This window comes from Ralstonia sp. AU12-08, from assembly GCF_000442475.1.
In the GTDB taxonomy this organism is placed as follows: Bacteria; Pseudomonadota; Gammaproteobacteria; order Burkholderiales; family Burkholderiaceae; genus Ralstonia; species Ralstonia insidiosa.
In genome coordinates, this window is sequence record NZ_ASZV01000058.1 from 1 (window position 1) to 19,281 (window position 19,281).

A 19,281-nucleotide genomic window follows, 5' to 3' on the forward strand; every position below is an offset into this window, starting at 1 on the left:
CCTCTAAGGGGCAATTGCGGGGCGCAGCAATCTAGATATCCTCATCACTCACATTCGAGTGATATAGGGAAAAAGGTTTGGCTGCAAACAAGAACCGCAAAACAACATCGAAGCACAGCGGTAACGGGGTTTTCACAATTCGCTGGCTCGATCTACTCATCAAAGGGCCTGCCCCATATTTGTGGATCGCTGCAGTTGCGATCGTGGTTGGACTTGCGGTCTGGCGTTGGGAGCGCCCGACGCAAACAGTAACCGCGACAGGCCCCGGGAGTGTCGCGGTCATGACTAACAGCGGGACCATTTCGACCGGAGAAGCCAGCCGCTCGACGGCGTCGGCCAGCGAAGCAACTAAGTCCCCTACGGAGGCCAAATGAAGTGCCTTCCTATCGGAGTTCTAGCAACTCTTCTCGCTTTCACACCGTCTTGGGGGCACGCTGAAGTACCACTTCCTTCCATCACTTCGAAAGGCCGAGGCGCAGTCGCTGTCAACAGTAATAGCGGGAACATCTACACGACTCAGCAGGAGACCGTAAACAACACCTCCACGATCGTGCACTATGGGCCTCGGACGACGGAGCAGGAGAAGTTCGCGCAGACACAACGCGTCCTCCTGCAGATTCAGAACCCCACAAAGCTAGAGGTGACTGCCGCGGAGTGGCGCAATTGGCTGGGTGAGGATGAGCCTTATCTAACGCTCACGATAAAGAGCTCTACGCACATGCCTGCTGCATGGGTCAAGCTCTCGGTGCTGGATCCCACCACAGGAAAGACCTACCAATCGCTGAAACCCTACCGCAAGCTCAAGGTGAGCAGGACGATGCGGGCGATCGGCGACGCAGTGTCGCTTGAGGGAACAAAGAGCTACGACCAGCCTTTGATTGCTCTATCGGACGCATACAAGCTCCACCCCGACCTCCGCCGAGCGAACCCCAACGCGTGCATTTTTGGAGCAACGCTGGACGTTCACGACGTCTTTGTCCAACGCACTGGACCCGGGTACACCTCGACACGAACTCTGCCATTTTTGATTCGCGTCGCCTTCGAAGACGCATTTGGCCGAAAGCTGGAGCAGACCTCATTCGTGTTCGCCAAGGCTCTGCAGGACTGGAGCGGAGAGGCGTTGCACACAAGAGAGGGGGCGAGGATGCCCGATGTGTGCCAGATTCCTCCGACCATCACCACATCGAGTTCAGGTGCGGTGGTAGAAACCGCAGATTGAAGGGGTCGGCTGGTCCGTCCGCCGTGCCCCTCACAACCCGAATGACAGTGGATTCACCCAAGGATGAAGCCGGTGTCGGTGGTTCCTTCTCCCGGCCCCATGGCCTGCTCCAACTGCCGCGCACGCATAGCGATGACGTGCAGGCATTTGACTTCCCACAGGAGCCGGCGCACAACCGGATCATGGCCGTAGTCTTGCTGGATTTGATGCAAGCGCTTTCGACTCAGGGCAGGAAAGCGACGCCGCAATGGGAACGACGTTCGATGGCTCCATGCGGGGACTATCGTCGGCTCCGCGACAGCCGCTTCAGCGCTTGCTCTTCATCAGTGGACCAGGCAAGCGGTCGCTCCCACAAACACGGCTCCGCAAACAACGCGGCATCGAGCGCGTCCAGGCGCGCAAGAAACGGTTTGTCGATGTCCCACATGCGGGCCAGAGTCACTACGCTCTGCGCTTGCCGGGCCACGTCCTGCAAGCGGTAAATCTCCCAGAGCAGTTCGCGCACCTCTGGCGTGGGATTGCGCTGCCATAGTGCTCGGAGCTCACCGGAAGAAAGCTTGTTGCGCCGGGTTGTCGGTGCTGGAAAGTCACGCGCTGCCATGATTGAATGCTGTATATTTATACAGTATCGGAGGTCGTCAGCGATCCGTCAATAAGCTCCGCGTCAAAGTGGCGGTTACGCCTCCAGCAAGGCCGGGCAAGTGCTGGTTGGCGTCCGTTTGGAGAGTAGCCGGGCGCGGCCAAGTCAACTAAGTTAAGCAGGGGGCAACCAATGAGGTTCGCTCAGACCAAGATGATGCAAGCAGGACAGGTGGTACGCATGCCCTCGCGAATTTCGGGGAACGACCGTACGGCAACGGCACGCGCCTGCACCAGAGCGGAAGCGCTGCGGCTGCTGAAGTCAGGCGAAGTCGCGGTCCTCGAGTTGGACTATGAGTCGGGCTGGCAGGATGCTGTGGAACTTGGCCGCGTCGGACGAGCAGCTGGCATCCGCGTGGAGTACCGCGGTCACGAGAGCATCGCCGTCGAATCGCCTGCAGCGCTGGTTGCGGGACTGGCGCGGCCAAAGGCAACGTTCAGGCAACGCAACCTTTACTGTCAGTTTGATCTGGGCCGATTGCCTGCAGACGAGTTAGAGAATTTAGAAGCCAAGGCGACAAGGCTCGGAGACTACGTTCTGGCAGGCCACCTGTTGCGAGAGGTCGATGCGGCCTGGGTGGACTAGCGTGATATACCGCAGCGCCACCACGTCCCGACGGTAGCCAACCGGCGTTCCGACACGCTGAAGCGGTTCCGATGAATGACGCTTGCTCTACGGTGGCGAGGTATCGATGGGTGGGCCAACGGGACTGCCATCGGGTACCGTACGGCGACACCGACACGAATAGAGCGTGAAATCGGCGGCCCGACATATGGGCGGCCGCGGCGGCGCTATCTTGAAAGCGAGGGAATCCAAACATGCATGACATCATCTGCCCGCACTGCGGGAAAGCGTTCAAGATCGACGAGGCCGGGTACGCAGATATCCTCAAGCAGGTTCGCGACAGCGAGTTCGAGCAGCAGTTGCACGACCGGCTTGAGCTCGCGGAGCAGGACAAGCGCAATGCCGTCGAGCTCGCCGAGACCAAGATCACCAGTGAGTTGCAGAAGGCTGCCGCAGCCAAGGACGTTGAGATCCAGGACCTGAGGGCCAAGCTTGATGCCGGTGAGGTTGCGCGAAAACTCGCCGTAACCGAGGCCCTGAGTGTCGTGGAAAAGGAGCGCGACGCCTTGGCCAATGAGCTTGAGCAGGCCAGGCAGGACAAGCTCAACGCCGCCCAGCTCGCCGAGGCGAAGCTGGTGAACGAGCTGCAAAAGGCCGCAGCTGCGAAGGATGCGGAAATCCAGGATCTCAAATCAAAGCTCAATGCCGGTGAGGTTGCACAGAAGCTTGCGATTGCCGAGGCCGTCAGTGTGGTTGAGAAGGAGCGCAATGAACTGAAGAGCGGCCTCGAACGGGTAGAGCTTGAAAAGCAGCTCGCGGAGAATTCACTCAAAGACAAGTACGAGACGCAGCTCAAGGATCGCGATGACGCGATCGAGCGGCTCCGGGATATGAAGGCTCGACTGTCGACCAAGATGGTGGGCGAAACCCTCGAGCAGCACTGCGAAACCGAGTTCAACCGCATTCGAGCAACGGCGTTTCCACGGGCGTATTTCGAGAAAGACAACGACGCTCGGACCGGCAGTAAGGGGGATTACGTTTTCCGCGACACGGATGAGGCTGGCACTGAGATCGTGTCGATCATGTTCGAAATGAAGAACGAGAACGACCGCACCGCGACGAAGGGCAAGAACGAGGACTTCCTGAAGGAGCTCGACAAGGATCGCGCAGAGAAGGGATGCGAGTATGCCGTGCTGGTCTCTCTGCTCGAACCCGACAGCGAACTCTACAACTCCGGGATCGTTGACGTGTTCCATCGCTACCCGAAGATGTACGTCGTACGACCGCAGTTCTTCATCCCCATCATCTCGCTGCTGCGCAATGCAGCAATGAACTCGCTCAAGTACAAGTCTGAGCTGGCCCTTGTTAAGGCGCAGAACATCGATATCACCAACTTCGAGACTGAGCTTGAGACGTTCAAGACCGCATTCGCGAAGAACTACGATCTTGCCTCCAGGCGCTTCCAGACAGCGATCGACGAAATCGACAAGTCCATCGACCACCTGCAGAAGACGAAAGAGGCCCTCCTCGGAACAGATCGAAACCTCCGTCTAGCGAACGACAAGGCGCAGGACGTGACGATCAAGAGACTGACTCGCGGCAACCCCACGATGGCGGCCAAATTCACCGAGCTCAAGAAGCAGGATGCATCCGACGCAGGGTGAGTCGTTCGTCATGCCGGAGATTTGTCTTTCGCGATGTAACTCGGTAGCGTGAGTGCAGGCAATTTCTGCCGCAGAACAGTCAGTCGACGCGATAGATCTTCGATTTCAGCTTGCCAAGCAACCGAGCGACGTCTTTCTGAGAATCGTCGCTCTGCACTTTCGCAAGTAGGTCGTTCATCCGTCTATGGAGCGCCGCAAGGTCGTCGTTAACGCTATCCATGATCGTCGACCGCTCGATGTCTTCAAACTGCAGCTTTGCATATGTTTGCGTACCTTCTGCGCTTATTGGCCGGTACTTCACGAGGCAGATATCCTCGGTCGCAATATGCACAAGGTTGATGTGATCGCCGTAGCGGAATCCATTCGCCACGGGTTCGATAATGGTGAGTCCTTGGGCAAGCATTGATGATCGCCGCGTGCGGCCTTCCATCGATTGCAATCAACACACGCAATCGTGAAGTTCCGTAAAGAAAAAGTATCCTCCGGGAAGCTCGCTTTCGGATAGACGTGCTCGATATTCCAGCCGTATCCATAGTGCCCGACGGGGCGCCTGCAGTATGCACAGGCCCGGTGATGCTTGCGCTCTAGCCGTTCGACAACTCGCTTCTTGAGCGACTTGAGCCCCTCTATTTCGTCGGAAGTGACCCTCCCCAAATCGCAACGACGCATCTATTCTGCCCAACAAAAACCCGAAAAGCTCGTCTTCCGGCGCTTGCGGAACGTCGGTAGCTTCTACACCTCGCTGATCCAGCCCTATCCCCATTCGTGTTGCCCGCAGTGAGCCAACCACGTGCTTCCTTTGCCCTCTTATACCAAGGCCATCAATTCTCTCCCTGGATTATCACTTGAACGGCACCTCTTGGGTTCTAGTCCAAACCGCAGGGCGGGAACTTGCCTGTATTGCAGAAGACAAGGCGGCCGCAGGTCGCGGGGTAGTGCAATTACCAACCGCTTTCGACCAGAAGTAGTCCATTGCTTCGGCGTCGTGGTCGATCGCTTTACAGCAACGAGCTGACGATTAGGTTCGCTTGGGGCCTTCATCTTGCGGCCAATATTGCTGGCGAACGGTATCCTGACGCGTCACCAATCCGATCGAACCTACGGAACGTCACTCAACGTGAGTAATAACGATTCATATGGAATTCGCAGGCATTTGGAATCGCCGGATGTATCACTGGGCGAGCATGTGCGGCGTCGGAAGCGGGAGCTTGGAGACGCGCTGCAGGCGCGCAGGGCCATCTACCTCGACCAAAAATTCTGGATCATTCTCAGGGATGTCGCAGCAAACAGGAGAACAACTCCTGATGAGGTTGCTCTACTGGCACTTCTAAAAGAACAGGTGGCGTCGGGTATCGCTTTCTGCCCCATCAGTGAAAGCACCTTCATGGAACTCTTCAAACAGGAAGATGCGGAAACGAGAGCCGCAACCGCGCAATTGATCGATGAACTGAGCCTGGGAGTCTCGCTTGTCGCATATGACGAACGGCTCGCATTGGAACTGGAGCACTTCATCCAATCGAAAGGTGAGAAGCAGGATCTTGTCCCGATTCGCCGCGCTGTGTGGTCGAAACTGAGCTATGTACTCGGTCAGATTCATCCCACTCAAACAGGATTCGATGCGGCGCGGGAACTGGCGCTACAGAAAGCGTTTTTCGATCACATGTGGATAACGCCCCTGTCGGAGATTGTGCGGCTAATCGGAGATTCCACGCCACCCGACACGGCCTTCGATAGGCTCGCCGAGCAATTGAATGCGGGCAATGCGGAGCACGCCCATGAATTGAAAAGCTTTGAACACACATACGCCATTGAGCTTCGAGGTATCGCCACTTTGATTGCTCCGATCGCGGCCGGCATCGTTTCTGATATGGCGGAACTTGCTACTGGGAACCCGATGCCGTATGAGGGCCGTGAGTGGGACGATCTTGTCCGGCGGTGGCACGCCTTTCTCTCTGAAAGCTTCAAGAGCAATGAAGTTAAGAATGCGCTTCGCACCTTGCATATCAACACTTGTCTTCACGCGGCAGTTCGATGGAACAAGGCGCAGCAGCTTGAAGCAAATGATTTTCCCGACTTTCACCATGCTGCTGCGGCATTGGGATACTGTGATGTATTTCTCACCGAGCGCGGATTGAAATCGGCTGTGACGGCTGGCCACATAGCGCTAGACAAACGCTATGGCTGTCAGGTTGTTTCTAACGTCAAAGACGCCTTAGCTGCTCTTCGTCCGTCGCATTGATGCCGGTCAAGCGAGCCACAGTAGAGACTTGGGGGCGAACAGCCGCGTTGGACATCATCCGCAGAGCGGCAACTTAGGGGCGGAAGTGGCCGATGACAGATCAGGTCTCTGCCAGTTGCTATCGGCCAAAAGCGAAAGTTCGCTATATGGACGTCAACGCCCGATGGGCCAAGAGAATTTGAGCTCGGCGGTTAGCGGCGGCCAATCAGAATAAGAGGCACGACAAGGGGAAAAATGCACCTATCAAAACTCGTCATCAAGAACTTCCGCAAGCTGAAGTTCGCGGAGTTGTCATTCCAAGCCGGTCTGAATGTTTTGGTCGGCGGCAACAACGTCGGTAAAACGGCAGTGGTTGACGCCTTGCGGGCGCTGCTGGCCGGGCATGACGACCCCTACCCGCGCCTCGGCGAAGAAGATGTGCACCGCCCCCGTGATGGCGCGCCGTCCGGTGACATCGTGTTCGAATACGTGTTCAGTGGGCTGAGCCTCGACGACGAAGCGGACTTCCTAGCCGCGCTGGTGCCGGGCGCGGCCGGCAGTCTGGAGGCGCACATTAAGGTTCGCTACTCAGACGCAGACAAAGCTGGCCGCCTGCGCGCCAAGCGATGGTGCGGAGAGCACGAAGACGTGGGCTTGACGTCGGACATGATGGAAAACTTGCGGGGCGTGTACCTGCCACCGCTACGCGATGCCTCGCAAGGCCTGAAGCCGGGCCGGACCAGCCAGCTTGCGCGGCTGCTACAACTGTTGGCAGACGAGACCGGCATTGACGGCATCAACAAAGCGCTGCAGGAACTCGACAGCAAACTGAAGGCGCACCTTCCCATTGTCAACACGCATGAGGCCATCAACACCCGACACAAAACGATGCTAGGCCCGCAACTCGCGCAGCTGCTGGAGGTCGGCCTGAGCGCTAGCGACTTTAAGAGCCTGAAGTCCCGGTTGTCGCTGCTGGTGGATGCCTTCGAGATTGAGCAGAACGGGCTGGGCTTCAATAACCTGATCTATATGGCAGTCGTGCTGAGCGAGTTGACCAAGAACCCCGACTCTTGCTATCGGGGCCTGATCGTCGAGGAGCCCGAGGCGCATCTGCATCCCCAACTTCAAGCCGTACTGTTGCAATACCTACAGTCGATCCAGGCCGTCAAAGGCGAGAAGCCCGTCCAACTCTTTGTGACTAGCCATTCGCCGAACTTTGCTAGCATCGCTGACCTGAACAGCCTGGTATGCCTGGTCGACACTGGTACCGCGGTCGAGACCTTCCTCCCGCGCAGCGTCGTCTTCGAGAAGGGTAAGCGCGAGAAGCTGGAGCGCTACCTCGACGTCACGCGCGCCGAACTATTCTTTGCCCGCCGCGTGATCTTCGTCGAGGGCGCGGCTGAGTTGATGATGGTCAACGCGCTGGCCAAGCGCATCGGCTGCGACCTCCGCCAGCATGGTGTGAGCCTCATCAGCGTCGAAGGTTTGAACTTCGACTCGTTCCTTCCCCTCTTTGGGGACAAGGCGCTGAAGATTCCAGTGGCGATCCTTACCGACGCCGACCCGGTGCCGTCCGAGGATGGACCACCAGCTGTGGCGGGAGCGGTGGCCGTGGAAGGCACACACCAGTCATCGCCGGCCGGCGCAGCCGCTGACGAATCAGTAGACGAAGGCGACGACGATGACCCTGAGCCGGTGTATCCAGCGCCCGGCGATGTCATCACCGTGTCGGCCAACACCGCCAAAATGAAGGGCCGTGAGGACACGCACGTCAAGGTGTTCCATGGCCTCAAAACCTTCGAGTACGACCTAGCCCTAGAATCGGACAACCGCACAGCGATGCTCAAGGCGTTGGCCGAGTTGCACCCGAAGATCGCCAAGTCGTTGACTGCCACCGTCGATGCAGAGGTTGGCGACGCTGCTAAGGCCAAGGCACTGTTTCGCGGTATGTTCGAACGCCGGAAGAACAACGTCCAGAAAGGCAGCTTCGCCCAGTCGCTGGCCCAGGTCATTTCAGACGACAAGGTGTCCTTCATCGTACCGACCTACATCAAGGCCGCCATCCAACACGCTTGCAGAACGGAGGAGGCTCCCAAACCATGAGCGGGCTGACACCAGAGCAGCAGGATGTCGTCGACGCGCCGATGGTGCCGCTGTGCGTCATAGCCTGCGCCGGCAGCGGTAAGACCAAGACGGCCGTGCACCGCCTCGTGCGAATGCGCCGCAATCTTGGCGAGGCACGCGGCCGCGTGGCGCTGCTGTCTTTCTCCAACGTGGCCGTCGACACCTTCCGCAAAGCCTATGACAACCTCGCGAGCAGCCTGCCGTCCAGCGCCCGCAGGTCGATGGTCGACATCGACACACTGGATGGTTTCCTCACTACCAATATCATCCGCCCTCACGGCCATCGAACTATGAAGTCCGCACGGACGGCATTCCTGGTGACGGGCAGCGAATCGTTTCTGGAGGGTTTCAAGTTCTCGACATCGTCTTTTCCCCAGCCGATCACGGCGCTGCACCTGGCATTCGTGAAGGGCGACGAAGTGTTCTTTCACGTCTTCAACGAACAGATCGAGCTGGTGGACACGTCCACAGCGCGCAATCTCATTGCGAAGCTGGGCCGCACTGGTGCCTACACACATGACCTGGGACGGTATTGGGCATACCGGGCACTGAAGGAGCACCCCCAGCTCCTCGCAGCCTTGGCCCGCCGATACCCGCACATCCTGATCGACGAGGCGCAGGACATTGGATCGGTGCACCAAGCCATCCTGGAGCTGCTCATCGGGGCTGGCTCGTGTGTAACGCTCATCGGCGATCCCAACCAAGGCATCTACGAGTTCGCGGGCGCAGACGGTAAGTTTCTGATCGACTACCACCAACGCACCGGTGTCAAGCAGCACTCACTTCAACGGAACTTTCGATCGACCCCCAGCATAGTGGCTCTTGCCAACGGTCTGTGTGGTCGCAGCGATGTCGCGGAGCGAGCTGCACCCAGCACGCCGAACGGCGCCTTCTTCACAGGCTATAAGCGGAACCAGCACCCACAACTCGTCACCGCGTTTCAGAGCGCGATGTCCGCCGTTGGCGCGAAGATCACGCGCTCAGCCGTCCTCTGCCGGGGAAGAGGTCTCGCCGATACACTGCGCGGCGACGAGACGCCCGCCGGCCAAGGCCTGGTCAAGGCTTTCGCGGCTGCTGCGGTGCTGCGCGACCGGCGGAAAGACTTCCTGACGGCGTTTCAGCGCGTAGCCGTCGCTGTGGTCGCGCTGCTAGACAACGCGCCCCATGGCCTGGTCAGTCAAATCACACAGTCCGGCAGTGATGCGGTGAATCGGGAACTCCGCAAGGCAATCTGGGCATTTACGCGCGATGCGGCCACTGGTCTCCCTGCCTCATCGCTGGTCGCCGATACGCAGTGGCACTCCTTGCTGCTGAGCCGCATCAAGGTCTTGCTGGCCAGCCTTGAGTCAAAGTTCGGCCTTAAGCCGACCGACAACATCGGCCGAAAGCTGTCCAAGAAGGCTCTGCCGAACGCGCCGCTCTCAAGTGTCGAGGACCTGGCCTATAGCGATGCCACGCGCTTGCGGGTCGACACCGTTCACAAGGCCAAGGGGGAAAGTCTGGACGCCGTGCTGTACATCACCCTTAAGGAGCATGCGCTGGCACTACTGGATGGTGTCAGCACGGAGGTCGGCCGCATCGGCTATGTCGCGGCGACCCGCGCCCGAGATCTTCTGTGGGTGGCTGTGCCCGACAGTGCCCTTAAGGAACTTAGGCCAACGCTGCTGGCCAGGGGCTTCAAAGAAGTAGGCATCGCCACAACGCCCGACATCTCTCGCACAAATCAAACCTCTGATTAAGCCGCCGCTCCCGACTGACGTGACCGGTTGTTTCGAGTCCAGGTTGAAAGAGAGAATTCAACCCTGGCAAGGAGCAACCCAAGATGCCTCGCAAGAGCTTTACCCCCGAACAAATCATCGCGAAGCTGCGCCTCATCGAAGTCGCGATGGGCAGTGGCAAGACCGCTCAACTGGCCTGCAAGGAGGCCGGCATTTCCGAGCAGAGCTATTACCGTTGGCGCAAGGAGTACGGCGGCCTGCAGCACGACCAAGCCAAACGCTTCAAGGAGCTTGAGCGCGAGAACGCCCGGCTGCGCAGGCTGGTTGCCGACCTGTCGCTGGAGAAGGCGATGCTCAAGGAGGTCGCTTCGGGAAACTGGTGAGCCCCGAGCGACGCCGGCGCGCCGTGTGCATGCTGCAGGAGCGGTTCGAGGTCTCGGAGCGCAAAGCCTGCCGCGTCGTGGGCCAGTCCCGGGCCGTACAGCGCTATGTGGCGACGGTGCGCGCCGACGAGGACGCACTCACGCAGGCCATCGTTGCGCTGGCGGCCGAGTACGGTCGCTATGGCTAGATGACAGGCAAGCCATGGCTCTGAGCTTCAATCCACGGAACACCTCTGGTGCCCAGGTGAATGTCGCCGGCGAGCACAATGACATCTATGCCGGCCCGTATCGATGTCGAGCGATGAGAATTCAAGGTGAAGGTCGCTCAGGATGAGAAGCTTCATCGTGCGCCACTCCCTAGACACTTTTGCCAGCCTGGCTGCCTCCTACGAAGCCGATCGAATACCACTCCCCTGCGGTACCCACACACAGCGCTGACAAAGGTCAAGGCCACTGTGGTGTCATCATTCAAAGCCGCAACCGTGAAGGCCTGTTCGTCGGTCGTTTACCTCTGATCGCCGTTCGCCGGCGGCGCATAGTGCGGCAACTCCCACGGTGCAGCGCCCTGCCACTTACGGTAGACGCCCTTTAGCCGCTCCTGGCGGTAGCCTTCGAAGTCATGTTGGTACATACAACCGCACCAATCTTCGCCCTCGATTACAGGGCACTGCCCTAAGCTCATCCACGCGCGAAACTCCGCACGAAATGGCTGAGGGATATCAACTAGGCGAACGTAGTGGGTGTTATCAGTAGACACTCGCGCAATTTTCAAATTGTGCAGCACTTCCAAATCTGCCTGCATGGCAAGGACTTCTCCTGCATATGTTTTCCCGCCATCAGTTCGAAAGGCGGTTCAGCGAACGCTGATGCGGCCGGCCGATAACGTCACGTCAGCCCCGACTGACCTGACATGTCCGTGTCCACCTAAAACTTAGATGGACATGATGCTCCTCGCTCTCCTACCCCCTTCAAAACGGGCTCACCGCGCGTTGATTTCGGGGTGGGCGTCCAATGCACCGAGGCGCTTCAAACTGAGGATGACAAAAGGTTCACCGTTCTGGATCATCACTTCAATCCTGCCCGCTCTAACCCGCTTGAGCACGGTTGTGCAACGCGATCGAAAAAAGAATGTCGGAGTGCCACTGATACTCACGCGTGGGGCACCGAGCCGCGACGCAAGCAGTTGAACCGCCCGCTCAAATTTCTTTCTTCTGCGAAATGCGGCATCCGCGGGAACCTTGCGAGCATTTGAGACTTTTCGCGCCATTGCACACACCTTCAACGACAACTGACATTCCGGCAGAACCGCCGCTGATCATGAGACGGCGCTTGAGCTTCTACTCGCCACAATCGGCGTGCCGCCGGGGTGTGTTCATTGCCCCAGAGGAGCTCGGGCAGCCCTACCACGCTGCCCACACCATGGTCCACCCGGAATCATCGTCGGGGTCAGGCTGGCGACTATCGCAAGCATGCATCGTTCCATCCTGAGCCATAAAGTTGAACCATGTTGCTCCGCTCGTCGCATAGCGAAAAAGGGCAACAACGGCCATAAGGCGGCACGACAACTCATTCCCTTCCGAGAAGTCCAGCCAATACACACGATGCTCAACGTTCCCCAGCCGGTCCAATGAGTCAAGCAACTCACTGGCCGATGCACACAGCTTGGCGCGGGCCGTAGCCTCCACGCCCGGCTGATCAACGCAAGAATCGACGAGAAAGCAGGTCGATTCGGTAGAAATTCCTACGTACCGCCATGCTTGAAATCGTTGTGCTGGGTGCTGGCGGGCCGCCGAGCGCTCTTCGAAGCCATATTCCGTAAGCAGCATTTCTGGGTCTTGGGGCAAGCATGGGCATTGTCATTGGCACGTCCCGGCCCCCAAGGGGATCGAGTGTCCGGCTTGATCTGGTAAACGTGCTAATCATAGTATGTAGAACCATAGTGTGCAACGGCGGACATTCTCGGCATGTCCGTCCGCCCCGAGAACTGCCGCCTGGTTGCCATATTCGCCGACAACGTTCGGCGCACACGCCTTATGATCGGACTCTCTCAAGAAGAGCTTGCCGAGCGTGCTGGCGTGCATCGGACCTACATTGGCATGCTTGAGCGAGCTGAGAAGAATGTGACCATCTACAACATCGAGCGAGTGGCTGTGGCGCTGGGAGTCGAGCCGGCTGTTTTGCTGCAAAAGCGCAAGGTGTAGATAGGTCGTTGTCTACAACCGCTGTCGGTGGGTAGCAACCCGAAGCGAGGCCGGCAGAACCGTCATATTCAGCTGATTCCACTGGGAGTGGTACCAGTCGATACTGGGCGACTCCGCGGTATTGCTAAGCCAATTGAGATGGCGAGGCCATCAGTGCTTGTTGGCCATGACCGCTCAGGCGCTATCGCGTGCTCCATCACATGTCAGCTTGGTGAGATGGCTGTCGACGCACCCAATGCAGGATCCTTTGGCCACTTCGTGAGCGAGTACTGCTACCACTTCGCGAGCCTCCTGCCCGGTTGGAGCTCTCGGATGCGGCTTCGGCTAGTCAGCGTCGCGGAATTCTCAACTGCCGGCGTCCACGATCCGCACAAGTGGCGATGACCAATCTGACTTGGGTGTTGGCTACACAGTGCTGTTCTGGGGAAATCATCTGCGCACAGAATTGCTTCCGCGCACCGCCCATCTCGCGACAAAAGTGATTTGCCGGCAACTTTTATCGCGCCGGCTCAGTTTTTTTTGTAACTAAGCGAGCCTAGTTAATATACCGACTTGCAATTCTCTTTTGCCGTGTTATTACGTCAAGATATCGCGTGATCGAACGCGAAACATTCCGCATTCAATTTGATAGCGGAGTGCAGTCTTATTCCAATTTGCGGCGCCACTATTTAGTGAAAGGCGTAAATATTTATTTTATTCAAATTCTGGAAATGCGAAATATTCGGCGTCTATATTTAAATAATATCGATAATATTTCCATGTAAAAAGCCAAGTCGATTGGGAATCCTGTAAGAAATTTGACTTAATAAATAGAAGGCATTTCAACGGCGGTAATTTTTTCTCGAGCAATAAAAAAAGCGAAGCACTAAATCACATCCGTCTGTTCGCGTGGTAGGTCATCATGCCCCTTCAAGTGCAGCAACCGGAAATTCCGCAGCGTCTGCATGGTGCGATGCTGGTGGACCGCTGTGGGATGCCGCGGTACTGGGCCAGCGTCTGGGCTCAATTCGAGCTGGCGAATCTGGCCGAATTGACGTGCCTGGGCAAGCTGTACGCGGTTGAGCGCCTGTACTCGTATGCCGACAAGTTGTTTGGGGTTGGTGCCTTGGACGACGCGTTGTTCAGCTTGGACGAAGCGCGTTTGGGCTCCATCCTTGAGGGCTGGTTCGTGTCGATCCGTAATCAGCCTCAGATCACGGGTTCAGATCAGAAGCGCTGGCGTGCCGGGCTGGACTTCGTCGTGATGGTGTCGACCTGGCTGGGACATGCCACGCAGCATGAAAACCAGTTAGCGCGGCTCGATGCGCGTTGGCAGCGCCTGAACCTGCTGTACGGCCAACTGCAGGTTCAGCGCCAATTCCGTACCAACATTCTGCGTGCACTTCCGGCCGTGGTCGTCGAGGCGATGTATGCGCTTCTGGATCCTGAATCCGGCACGAACCCCTTTAAGGGCGTGCGCACGCGCTGGCGCGTCTTTACCGCGTTTGTGTTGATGTTGCACCAGGGGTTGCGCCGCGGCGAATTGCTGCTGTTGAACGCGAATGCCATCAAGTCCGGGTTGGATGCGCGACAGCAGCGCCGCCGCTACTGGATCAATGTCAGCGAACAAGGGCGTGTCGACACCGATACCCGCTACTCCCGGCCGGGTATCAAGACCGCCGATTCGATCCGGCAGGTCCCCGTCAGCGAACTGACCTCCAGCCTGGTGCAATGCTATGTCGACAATTACCGCGGACGGCCTGATCATCCCTATCTGCTGAACGCGCAGACCAATACCCCGCTGTCGACGGAATCCCTGACCACGCTCTTTGCGCGCATCTCCAGGGCCTTGCCTGCCGCTGCGCTGGCGGAGTTGGAGGACCGAACCGGAAAGACGAGCATTACGCCGCATGATCTGCGCCATACCTGTGCGGTGGTGCGGCTCAATCAATTGCTGAGCCAGGGCGACTCGATGGATGAGGCGCTGCAAAAAATGCGCACCTTTTTCGGTTGGTCTCGCACGTCCGACCAGCCCGCAAACTATGCGCGGGCCGTGTTCGAGGACCGCCTTGCGGCGGTCTGGAACAACGTCTTCGATGATCAGGTCGCGGTGCTGCGCGCCCTACCTGCCGGGGGGCGCGATGCCGGTTCAACCCGATGACCGACAACAATGGACAGTGAAGGACGCCGATGACTGGTTGGACCAGATCGTGCGGCAACTGCCTGATCTACCGCCCCTTCTGCGCTATTACGACGACTTCGATGACACGACGCGCGTAATCGAAGCACCGGCCAGCGCGACAGTCTTCCCCATTCATGCCAATGGCCGCATCGAGTATCTCGACTTCTCTGCCTATGGTAGTGGCTACGGGATGCTGCTGCGCCATCTGTTTGCGCATCTGTTGACCGAAAGCCTGCACGTATCGACGGTAGCCGATTACATCGGAGGGGCCCGGTACTTTAGCCACGCGGAGGTTATGGGCTTACTGGTGGTAGGGCCAGAAGGAAGCATCCCCAGATGGATGGCGTTACGGGCATTGGATAGGCCAGTCAGGGCCTACGGATTCGCCAAGGGGCTGCTGCGCATGCTCTGCCACTATCGTTTGTGCGGCTGGGCCCCGGGGTATCTCGAGTTCGTCAGCGTTGCCCTGCCCTGGCCGGCTAACGATAAATATGCTGGCGTGCGCACGGGCGAAGTCTTCCTGTCCGTCGAGGAGGAGGCGGTGATTATTCGTTACCTGGACGAGACCTCGCAGACTGTGCAAGCCGGCTCAGAAATAGACCTTGCGGATCTGTGCGACGCCGTGATGCTGCTGAGTGCCTATCAGTTTGGCATGCGACCGATCCAGATTGCGATGCTGACCTTGCGTGACGTGCGCGTCTGGCAGGATGCCAGCGATGTGTCTCCTTCTGTGCACTTGACGTTCCGCATGGCGAAGCAGCGGCGCAGTAGGGTGATCAAGCCCTTACCACGGCGTGTCAAGCGGGAGTGGGCGGCACTTCCTGCACAACTCGAGCAGGCGCATCGAGCCCAGCAGCATACTGGTGCCCAGCGTTTCTGCTGCGTGGGCTCAGCCTCGGACGCATCGACGCGGATTGCAGAACTGACGGAGCGCTTGCTCGGCGCGCGGGCCACGGCCACGGATCTGCGGCACACGGCAGCGCAACGGCTGGTGGACGCGGGGGCTAACCAGGAAGAGCTGGCCGCATTCCTGGGGCATGCCGACTTGGCGACGGGGCTGGTGTACTTCGACGGCTCACCCAACCAGGCCGAGCGTGTTAATCGCGCGATGGGGCTGTCGCCGGTCTATCAGCGGGTGGCCCGCATTGCGCATGCGCGCTTTGTCAGCTCGGAAGAATTGAGTTCGCTCAAGGGCGAACAGCAGATCGCCGGCGTGCCGCACGGGCTGCCGATTGCGGGCATTGGTGGCTGCACCAGCGGACAACCTGCGTGTCCGTTTAACCCGATTACATCGTGTTATGGCTGCCATCGGTTCATGCCGGTGCGTGACGCTAGCCTGCATCGCGAAGTGCTGGCAGGCCTGCGTGGCGTGGTGCGCCTCTTCCATGATGCCTCGCGAGGCGAGGCATCCTCTCCCGCCTACCTGCAATTACAGCATGCCATTGCTGGTGTGCAAGCAATCCTCGCTGAACTGGAGGGCGAGGCCAAATGAACGCGGGTTACCGTGCCTACGTGGACTTGGGCCACACGCTGGCGGAACAGCGGGGTCTGTGTTGGTTGCTGCCGCTTGAGCCGGACGGGCGCGTGACCGAGGGGCATGCCTGGAACCTCAACGAACTCGCCGGCGATGTACTACCACCCAAGTACTACCTGAGCCATCTCGGCCGCGACCCCCAGATGTTGCAAACGATGGCTTTGCAGTCGCCGGCGCTCTCGGCGGCCCCTCTGTCGGTGGCTTGGCAGGATCTGATCAAGGCGGCAACCTTGGAGCATTTGCTGGTCAAGCGCAACACCACGGGGTATATCGCTGGAAGCATCGTGCGCCCCTTGCGGGTGCTGGCTACATGCGTGTCGGACAAGGAGCCCTGGCAATTGACGGTCGAGGACGGCAGTCGTGCTATCCAGCTGGCAAGCGGCTTGCAGGCGAGCGGTAAGCTGGGCGCGTTGGTGGAAAGCGTTTTACGTAACCTGTTCGATGTGCACCAGCTCGCGGATGCGGGACCGGTGTATTGCGGCGTGCTTCAACCGCGCTCCCCTTTGACGCGCCGCCGCGCCGCCTTCCTGAAATCCCAGGACGAGTTGAGCGACAGTCTTGAGCAGCGCAAGCGCTCTGAACGCTTGCCGGAGCGGCGTGCCTTCTGGGAGTTGGTGCGGATCGTGATGACCGAGCCACCGCGCAGCTACATCGACACGCTACGCTTCCTGTGCCTGCGCATGATGATCGTGACGGGCCTGCGTATTGGGGAGGCCGTGCTGCTGCCGGCGGACTGGCAGCGCACCCGGGTTTACTACGACCGGCAAGGTCGGCCCGCTGGAGTACAGGGAGGCTATGCGGATGCCTTAATGCTGCGCCACTTCGCGGAAAAACAACAGACTAAAGAGAGTGACAGCCGGGTGCTGTTCGAAAAGGCCCAGTATGTACCTGAGATGTTTCGCGAGTTGCTCACGGAGACTCTGCAGCGCAGCTTGGATCTGACCGAGCCATTGCGCCGAACGCTGCGACTGCAAACTGAGATGGGGCGCTTACTGCCCTGGTATGCACAGCATGAGGTCGTTCCCGCCACACAGTTGTATCCGCATCTGACGGGCAATCCATTCTGGGCCGCCATGGACAGCGATCGGCGAGCCGAATTGATGGAGCGCTATCGTGTCCGGTTCGATGCAGCCGTGTTCCGGGATATCCAGGAGCAGCAACGGGCTAGCTACGCACAGCGGGCCAGCCTGGATATGGCGGCATATGTGTACCTGAACCGCCTTGAGGAAACGATGCACCAGGGCAGCCATACGCTCTCGTTCAGGCTTCCGGACGGCAGCGTAGTCCCGCCAGGTCGCCGCATCGCGTGGGAACAAACTTACCTGCATGTGGGGGAGCTCGAGGCGTATCTGCGTGTTGCCGTACCGACCAAGCTCTCGGATACGGAAGCGTTGCCGCTGGCGACGGGCACGCTGCAGAGCTGGGAGTTGTTGTTCCTGACGCCAAAACGCTCGCTGGTGGAGGAGCGCGCCGATGGTCTCTGCGATGTGACGCGCGTAATGGCAGTGAACCGGCCGGATGGAAAGCTAGTGGCGAACGCGATTGGACAGCCCCCGACGTCGGCGTCCCTGTTCCGACGCTATGGGCAAAGCCCGGAAGACAAGCAGTTGAGTATCGAGTCGCACATGCTGCGGCACTTGCAGAACACCGAGTTGTTCCGGCTCGGAGTCGCCGACACGATCATCTCCAAGCGCTTTAATCGGCGTAGCGTGGCCCAGAGCTACGAGTATGACCATCGCAGCCTGGCCGAGCAGTTGGATCAGATTGAGCTGCCGCTAGAAGTGGAACTGTCGTTGGGGGAAAAAGCCTCCACGGTGGCCAAGATGATCTTGGGCGGCAAAGCCAGCGGCCCCATCGTCGCCTCGTTCCTGCGCATCCAAGCTGACGAGGGTGATGAGGCCGCCTTCGCTTATCTGCGTGCCGAAGCCGATGGCTTCCACGCGACACCCTATGGGCACTGCTTAAACAGCTTCACGGTCGACCCGTGCCCCAAGCATCTGGAATGCTTTGCAGGTTGTCGCCACCTGTCTGCCACCAACTTGCCGGAAAACCATGCGCATCTGATTCGGCTCGAGGGCAAGCTTGTAGCCGCACTTGAGCACGCGCAGGCGCGGCCTGCTACAACGCCAGGGCGTGACAACCAGATTTCTCATGCGCGGGTCAGATTGGACGGCGTGCGCAAGCTGCTGGCCACCGCCGACGGAGAGCGTCCGTTCCCTGATGGACCAGACCTGTCAGTGCCGTCGCCACGCGGTGTGCTCGATGACTGAAGCCGAGAGACAGAAACGGGCTCTTGACGATCCAGACCTGCAGCGCGTTCTGGAGGAACTGCTGGCCCGCGACGAGAACATTACCGCGCGAGCGGTGACCCGGCACCACCCTACCCTCAAGGCCGCGTCCTCGATCACCCGCAGCCCGGCACGCAGCGCGTTGCTTACGCAATACCAGCAACGCCAAGCCGAGTTTCGCCGCTGGCAACGCCGCCTATCACACCAGGCCGTCGCGAAAACTGCGGCAGCACTTGCGGACAAGGATCTGCGCATCACTACACTCGAGAACCAGGTGAAGCTGTTGGCGTCCTCTCATCTGGCCATGATCAAGGTGGTGGGGGAGCTCGGTGGCTTCAGCAAGTGGGCCGCCTTCTACGAGCACTACTCTGCCGCACGTAAACAACTCGAGGCCCTCGGCGCGCTCCAGGCAGCCAGCATCAAGCCCCTGCCTCCGAACTCACCGCCACCCGCCGAGCCATAGCCGCGAGGCACCTAGTTGCGCCTAGTGGTGTTGCGTGGATCGACACTGGAAAACGCAACAATGTGATCGGAAGCAGTTACGCAACAGAGCCTGTGGATAACTTG

General features: G+C 59.0%; 16 protein-coding genes and 1 pseudogene. 12 read left to right on the plus strand and 5 right to left on the minus strand.

What is annotated here, in order from left to right; translation table 11 throughout:
* The first annotated feature begins 370 nt into the window (after window positions 1-370).
* On the plus strand, window positions 371-1,219 hold the full coding sequence (locus tag C404_RS57510) for a hypothetical protein (protein ID WP_064496287.1): 849 nt from the start codon (window positions 371-373) through the stop codon (window positions 1,217-1,219).
* Window positions 1,220-1,272: 53 nt separating this feature from the next.
* Here C404_RS57510 and C404_RS60355 read toward each other — a convergent pair whose 3' ends face one another.
* Complete coding sequence (locus C404_RS60355; RefSeq protein WP_021197718.1) at window positions 1,273-1,431, minus strand: hypothetical protein; 159 nt, start codon at window positions 1,429-1,431, stop codon at window positions 1,273-1,275.
* Window positions 1,432-1,499: 68 nt separating this feature from the next.
* A complete protein-coding gene (locus C404_RS57515; protein WP_152524506.1) occupies window positions 1,500-1,820 on the minus strand; it encodes a hypothetical protein in 321 nt (106 codons plus the stop codon).
* A 219-nt stretch (window positions 1,821-2,039) separates the two neighbouring features.
* Between C404_RS57515 and C404_RS57520 the strand changes: the two genes are divergently transcribed.
* Window positions 2,040-2,444 carry a hypothetical protein gene (locus C404_RS57520; protein ID WP_052027489.1) on the plus strand — a complete coding sequence of 135 codons (405 nt, stop codon included), beginning with the start codon at window positions 2,040-2,042 and terminating at the stop codon, window positions 2,442-2,444.
* Between the two features lie 233 nt (window positions 2,445-2,677).
* Window positions 2,678-4,087 (plus strand): DUF2130 domain-containing protein, encoded by a 1,410-nt coding sequence (locus tag C404_RS57525; RefSeq protein ID WP_021197721.1) that lies wholly within the window; start codon window positions 2,678-2,680, stop codon window positions 4,085-4,087.
* 79 nt (window positions 4,088-4,166) lie between these two features.
* On the opposite strand, the gene C404_RS57530 is transcribed toward C404_RS57525, so the two are convergent.
* Together C404_RS57530 and C404_RS61055 are read right to left on the minus strand one after the other, a co-directional pair.
* Complete coding sequence (locus C404_RS57530; RefSeq protein ID WP_021197722.1) at window positions 4,167-4,490, minus strand: hypothetical protein; 324 nt, start codon at window positions 4,488-4,490, stop codon at window positions 4,167-4,169.
* Window positions 4,385-4,756 (minus strand): HNH endonuclease, encoded by a 372-nt coding sequence (locus C404_RS61055; RefSeq protein WP_081659383.1) that lies wholly within the window; start codon window positions 4,754-4,756, stop codon window positions 4,385-4,387. The genes C404_RS57530 and C404_RS61055 overlap by 106 nt, the downstream gene beginning before the upstream one ends.
* 448 nt (window positions 4,757-5,204) lie before the next feature.
* Here C404_RS61055 and C404_RS0130600 point away from each other — a divergent pair, with 448 nt between their 5' ends.
* The 4 genes and pseudogenes from C404_RS0130600 to C404_RS60775 form a co-directional block, all read left to right on the plus strand.
* Window positions 5,205-6,326, plus strand: a complete 1,122-nt coding sequence (locus C404_RS0130600; RefSeq protein WP_152524507.1) for a hypothetical protein — start codon at window positions 5,205-5,207, stop codon at window positions 6,324-6,326.
* 234 nt (window positions 6,327-6,560) lie between these two features.
* A complete protein-coding gene (locus tag C404_RS57535; protein ID WP_021197724.1) occupies window positions 6,561-8,408 on the plus strand; it encodes an ATP-dependent nuclease in 1,848 nt (615 codons plus the stop codon).
* A complete protein-coding gene (locus C404_RS57540; RefSeq protein ID WP_021197725.1) occupies window positions 8,405-10,168 on the plus strand; it encodes a UvrD-helicase domain-containing protein in 1,764 nt (587 codons plus the stop codon). The genes C404_RS57535 and C404_RS57540 overlap by 4 nt, the downstream gene beginning before the upstream one ends.
* An 83-nt stretch (window positions 10,169-10,251) precedes the next feature.
* Window positions 10,252-10,715, plus strand: a pseudogene (locus C404_RS60775) (transposase); the annotation flags it as partial.
* Window positions 10,716-11,035: 320 nt separating this feature from the next.
* Here the strand turns inward: C404_RS60775 and C404_RS57550 are convergent.
* Window positions 11,036-11,332: a hypothetical protein gene (locus C404_RS57550; protein WP_021197728.1), complete on the minus strand. Its 297-nt coding sequence runs from the start codon at window positions 11,330-11,332 to the stop codon at window positions 11,036-11,038.
* Window positions 11,333-12,494: 1,162 nt separating this feature from the next.
* Between C404_RS57550 and C404_RS57560 the strand changes: the two genes are divergently transcribed.
* From C404_RS57560 to C404_RS57580, 5 genes are all read left to right on the plus strand, one after another.
* Window positions 12,495-12,731: a helix-turn-helix domain-containing protein gene (locus C404_RS57560; protein ID WP_021197730.1), complete on the plus strand. Its 237-nt coding sequence runs from the start codon at window positions 12,495-12,497 to the stop codon at window positions 12,729-12,731.
* A gap of 901 nt (window positions 12,732-13,632) precedes the next feature.
* Window positions 13,633-14,871 (plus strand): tyrosine-type recombinase/integrase, encoded by a 1,239-nt coding sequence (locus C404_RS57565; protein ID WP_031330269.1) that lies wholly within the window; start codon window positions 13,633-13,635, stop codon window positions 14,869-14,871.
* Window positions 14,852-16,384: a site-specific integrase gene (locus C404_RS57570; protein ID WP_231973369.1), complete on the plus strand. Its 1,533-nt coding sequence runs from the start codon at window positions 14,852-14,854 to the stop codon at window positions 16,382-16,384. The genes C404_RS57565 and C404_RS57570 overlap by 20 nt, the downstream gene beginning before the upstream one ends.
* Window positions 16,381-18,696, plus strand: a complete 2,316-nt coding sequence (locus C404_RS57575) for a hypothetical protein (protein WP_021197733.1) — start codon at window positions 16,381-16,383, stop codon at window positions 18,694-18,696. Before C404_RS57570 ends, C404_RS57575 begins: the two co-directional genes overlap by 4 nt.
* A complete protein-coding gene (locus C404_RS57580) occupies window positions 18,689-19,177 on the plus strand; it encodes a hypothetical protein (RefSeq protein ID WP_021197734.1) in 489 nt (162 codons plus the stop codon). The genes C404_RS57575 and C404_RS57580 overlap by 8 nt, the downstream gene beginning before the upstream one ends.
* Window positions 19,178-19,281 lie beyond the last annotated feature (104 nt).

What these genes read in the sequence shown, in the direction of transcription:
- C404_RS61055 (WP_081659383.1), bottom strand. Translation starts at nt 4,756, where the DNA reads ATGCGTCGTTGCGATTTGGGGAGGGTCACTTCCGACGAAATAGAGGGG.
- C404_RS57560 (WP_021197730.1), top strand. Translation starts at nt 12,495, where the DNA reads ATGTCCGTCCGCCCCGAGAACTGCCGCCTGGTTGCCATATTCGCCGAC.
- C404_RS57530 (WP_021197722.1), bottom strand. Translation starts at nt 4,490, where the DNA reads ATGCTTGCCCAAGGACTCACCATTATCGAACCCGTGGCGAATGGATTC.
- C404_RS57540 (WP_021197725.1), top strand. Translation starts at nt 8,405, where the DNA reads ATGAGCGGGCTGACACCAGAGCAGCAGGATGTCGTCGACGCGCCGATG.
- C404_RS57520 (WP_052027489.1), top strand. Translation starts at nt 2,040, where the DNA reads ATGCCCTCGCGAATTTCGGGGAACGACCGTACGGCAACGGCACGCGCC.
- C404_RS57550 (WP_021197728.1), bottom strand. Translation starts at nt 11,332, where the DNA reads ATGCAGGCAGATTTGGAAGTGCTGCACAATTTGAAAATTGCGCGAGTG.
- C404_RS57535 (WP_021197724.1), top strand. Translation starts at nt 6,561, where the DNA reads ATGCACCTATCAAAACTCGTCATCAAGAACTTCCGCAAGCTGAAGTTC.
- C404_RS57515 (WP_152524506.1), bottom strand. Translation starts at nt 1,820, where the DNA reads ATGGCAGCGCGTGACTTTCCAGCACCGACAACCCGGCGCAACAAGCTT.
- C404_RS57575 (WP_021197733.1), top strand. Translation starts at nt 16,381, where the DNA reads ATGAACGCGGGTTACCGTGCCTACGTGGACTTGGGCCACACGCTGGCG.
- C404_RS57580 (WP_021197734.1), top strand. Translation starts at nt 18,689, where the DNA reads ATGACTGAAGCCGAGAGACAGAAACGGGCTCTTGACGATCCAGACCTG.
- C404_RS57570 (WP_231973369.1), top strand. Translation starts at nt 14,852, where the DNA reads ATGCCGGTTCAACCCGATGACCGACAACAATGGACAGTGAAGGACGCC.
- C404_RS57510 (WP_064496287.1), top strand. Translation starts at nt 371, where the DNA reads ATGAAGTGCCTTCCTATCGGAGTTCTAGCAACTCTTCTCGCTTTCACA.
- C404_RS57565 (WP_031330269.1), top strand. Translation starts at nt 13,633, where the DNA reads ATGCCCCTTCAAGTGCAGCAACCGGAAATTCCGCAGCGTCTGCATGGT.
- C404_RS57525 (WP_021197721.1), top strand. Translation starts at nt 2,678, where the DNA reads ATGCATGACATCATCTGCCCGCACTGCGGGAAAGCGTTCAAGATCGAC.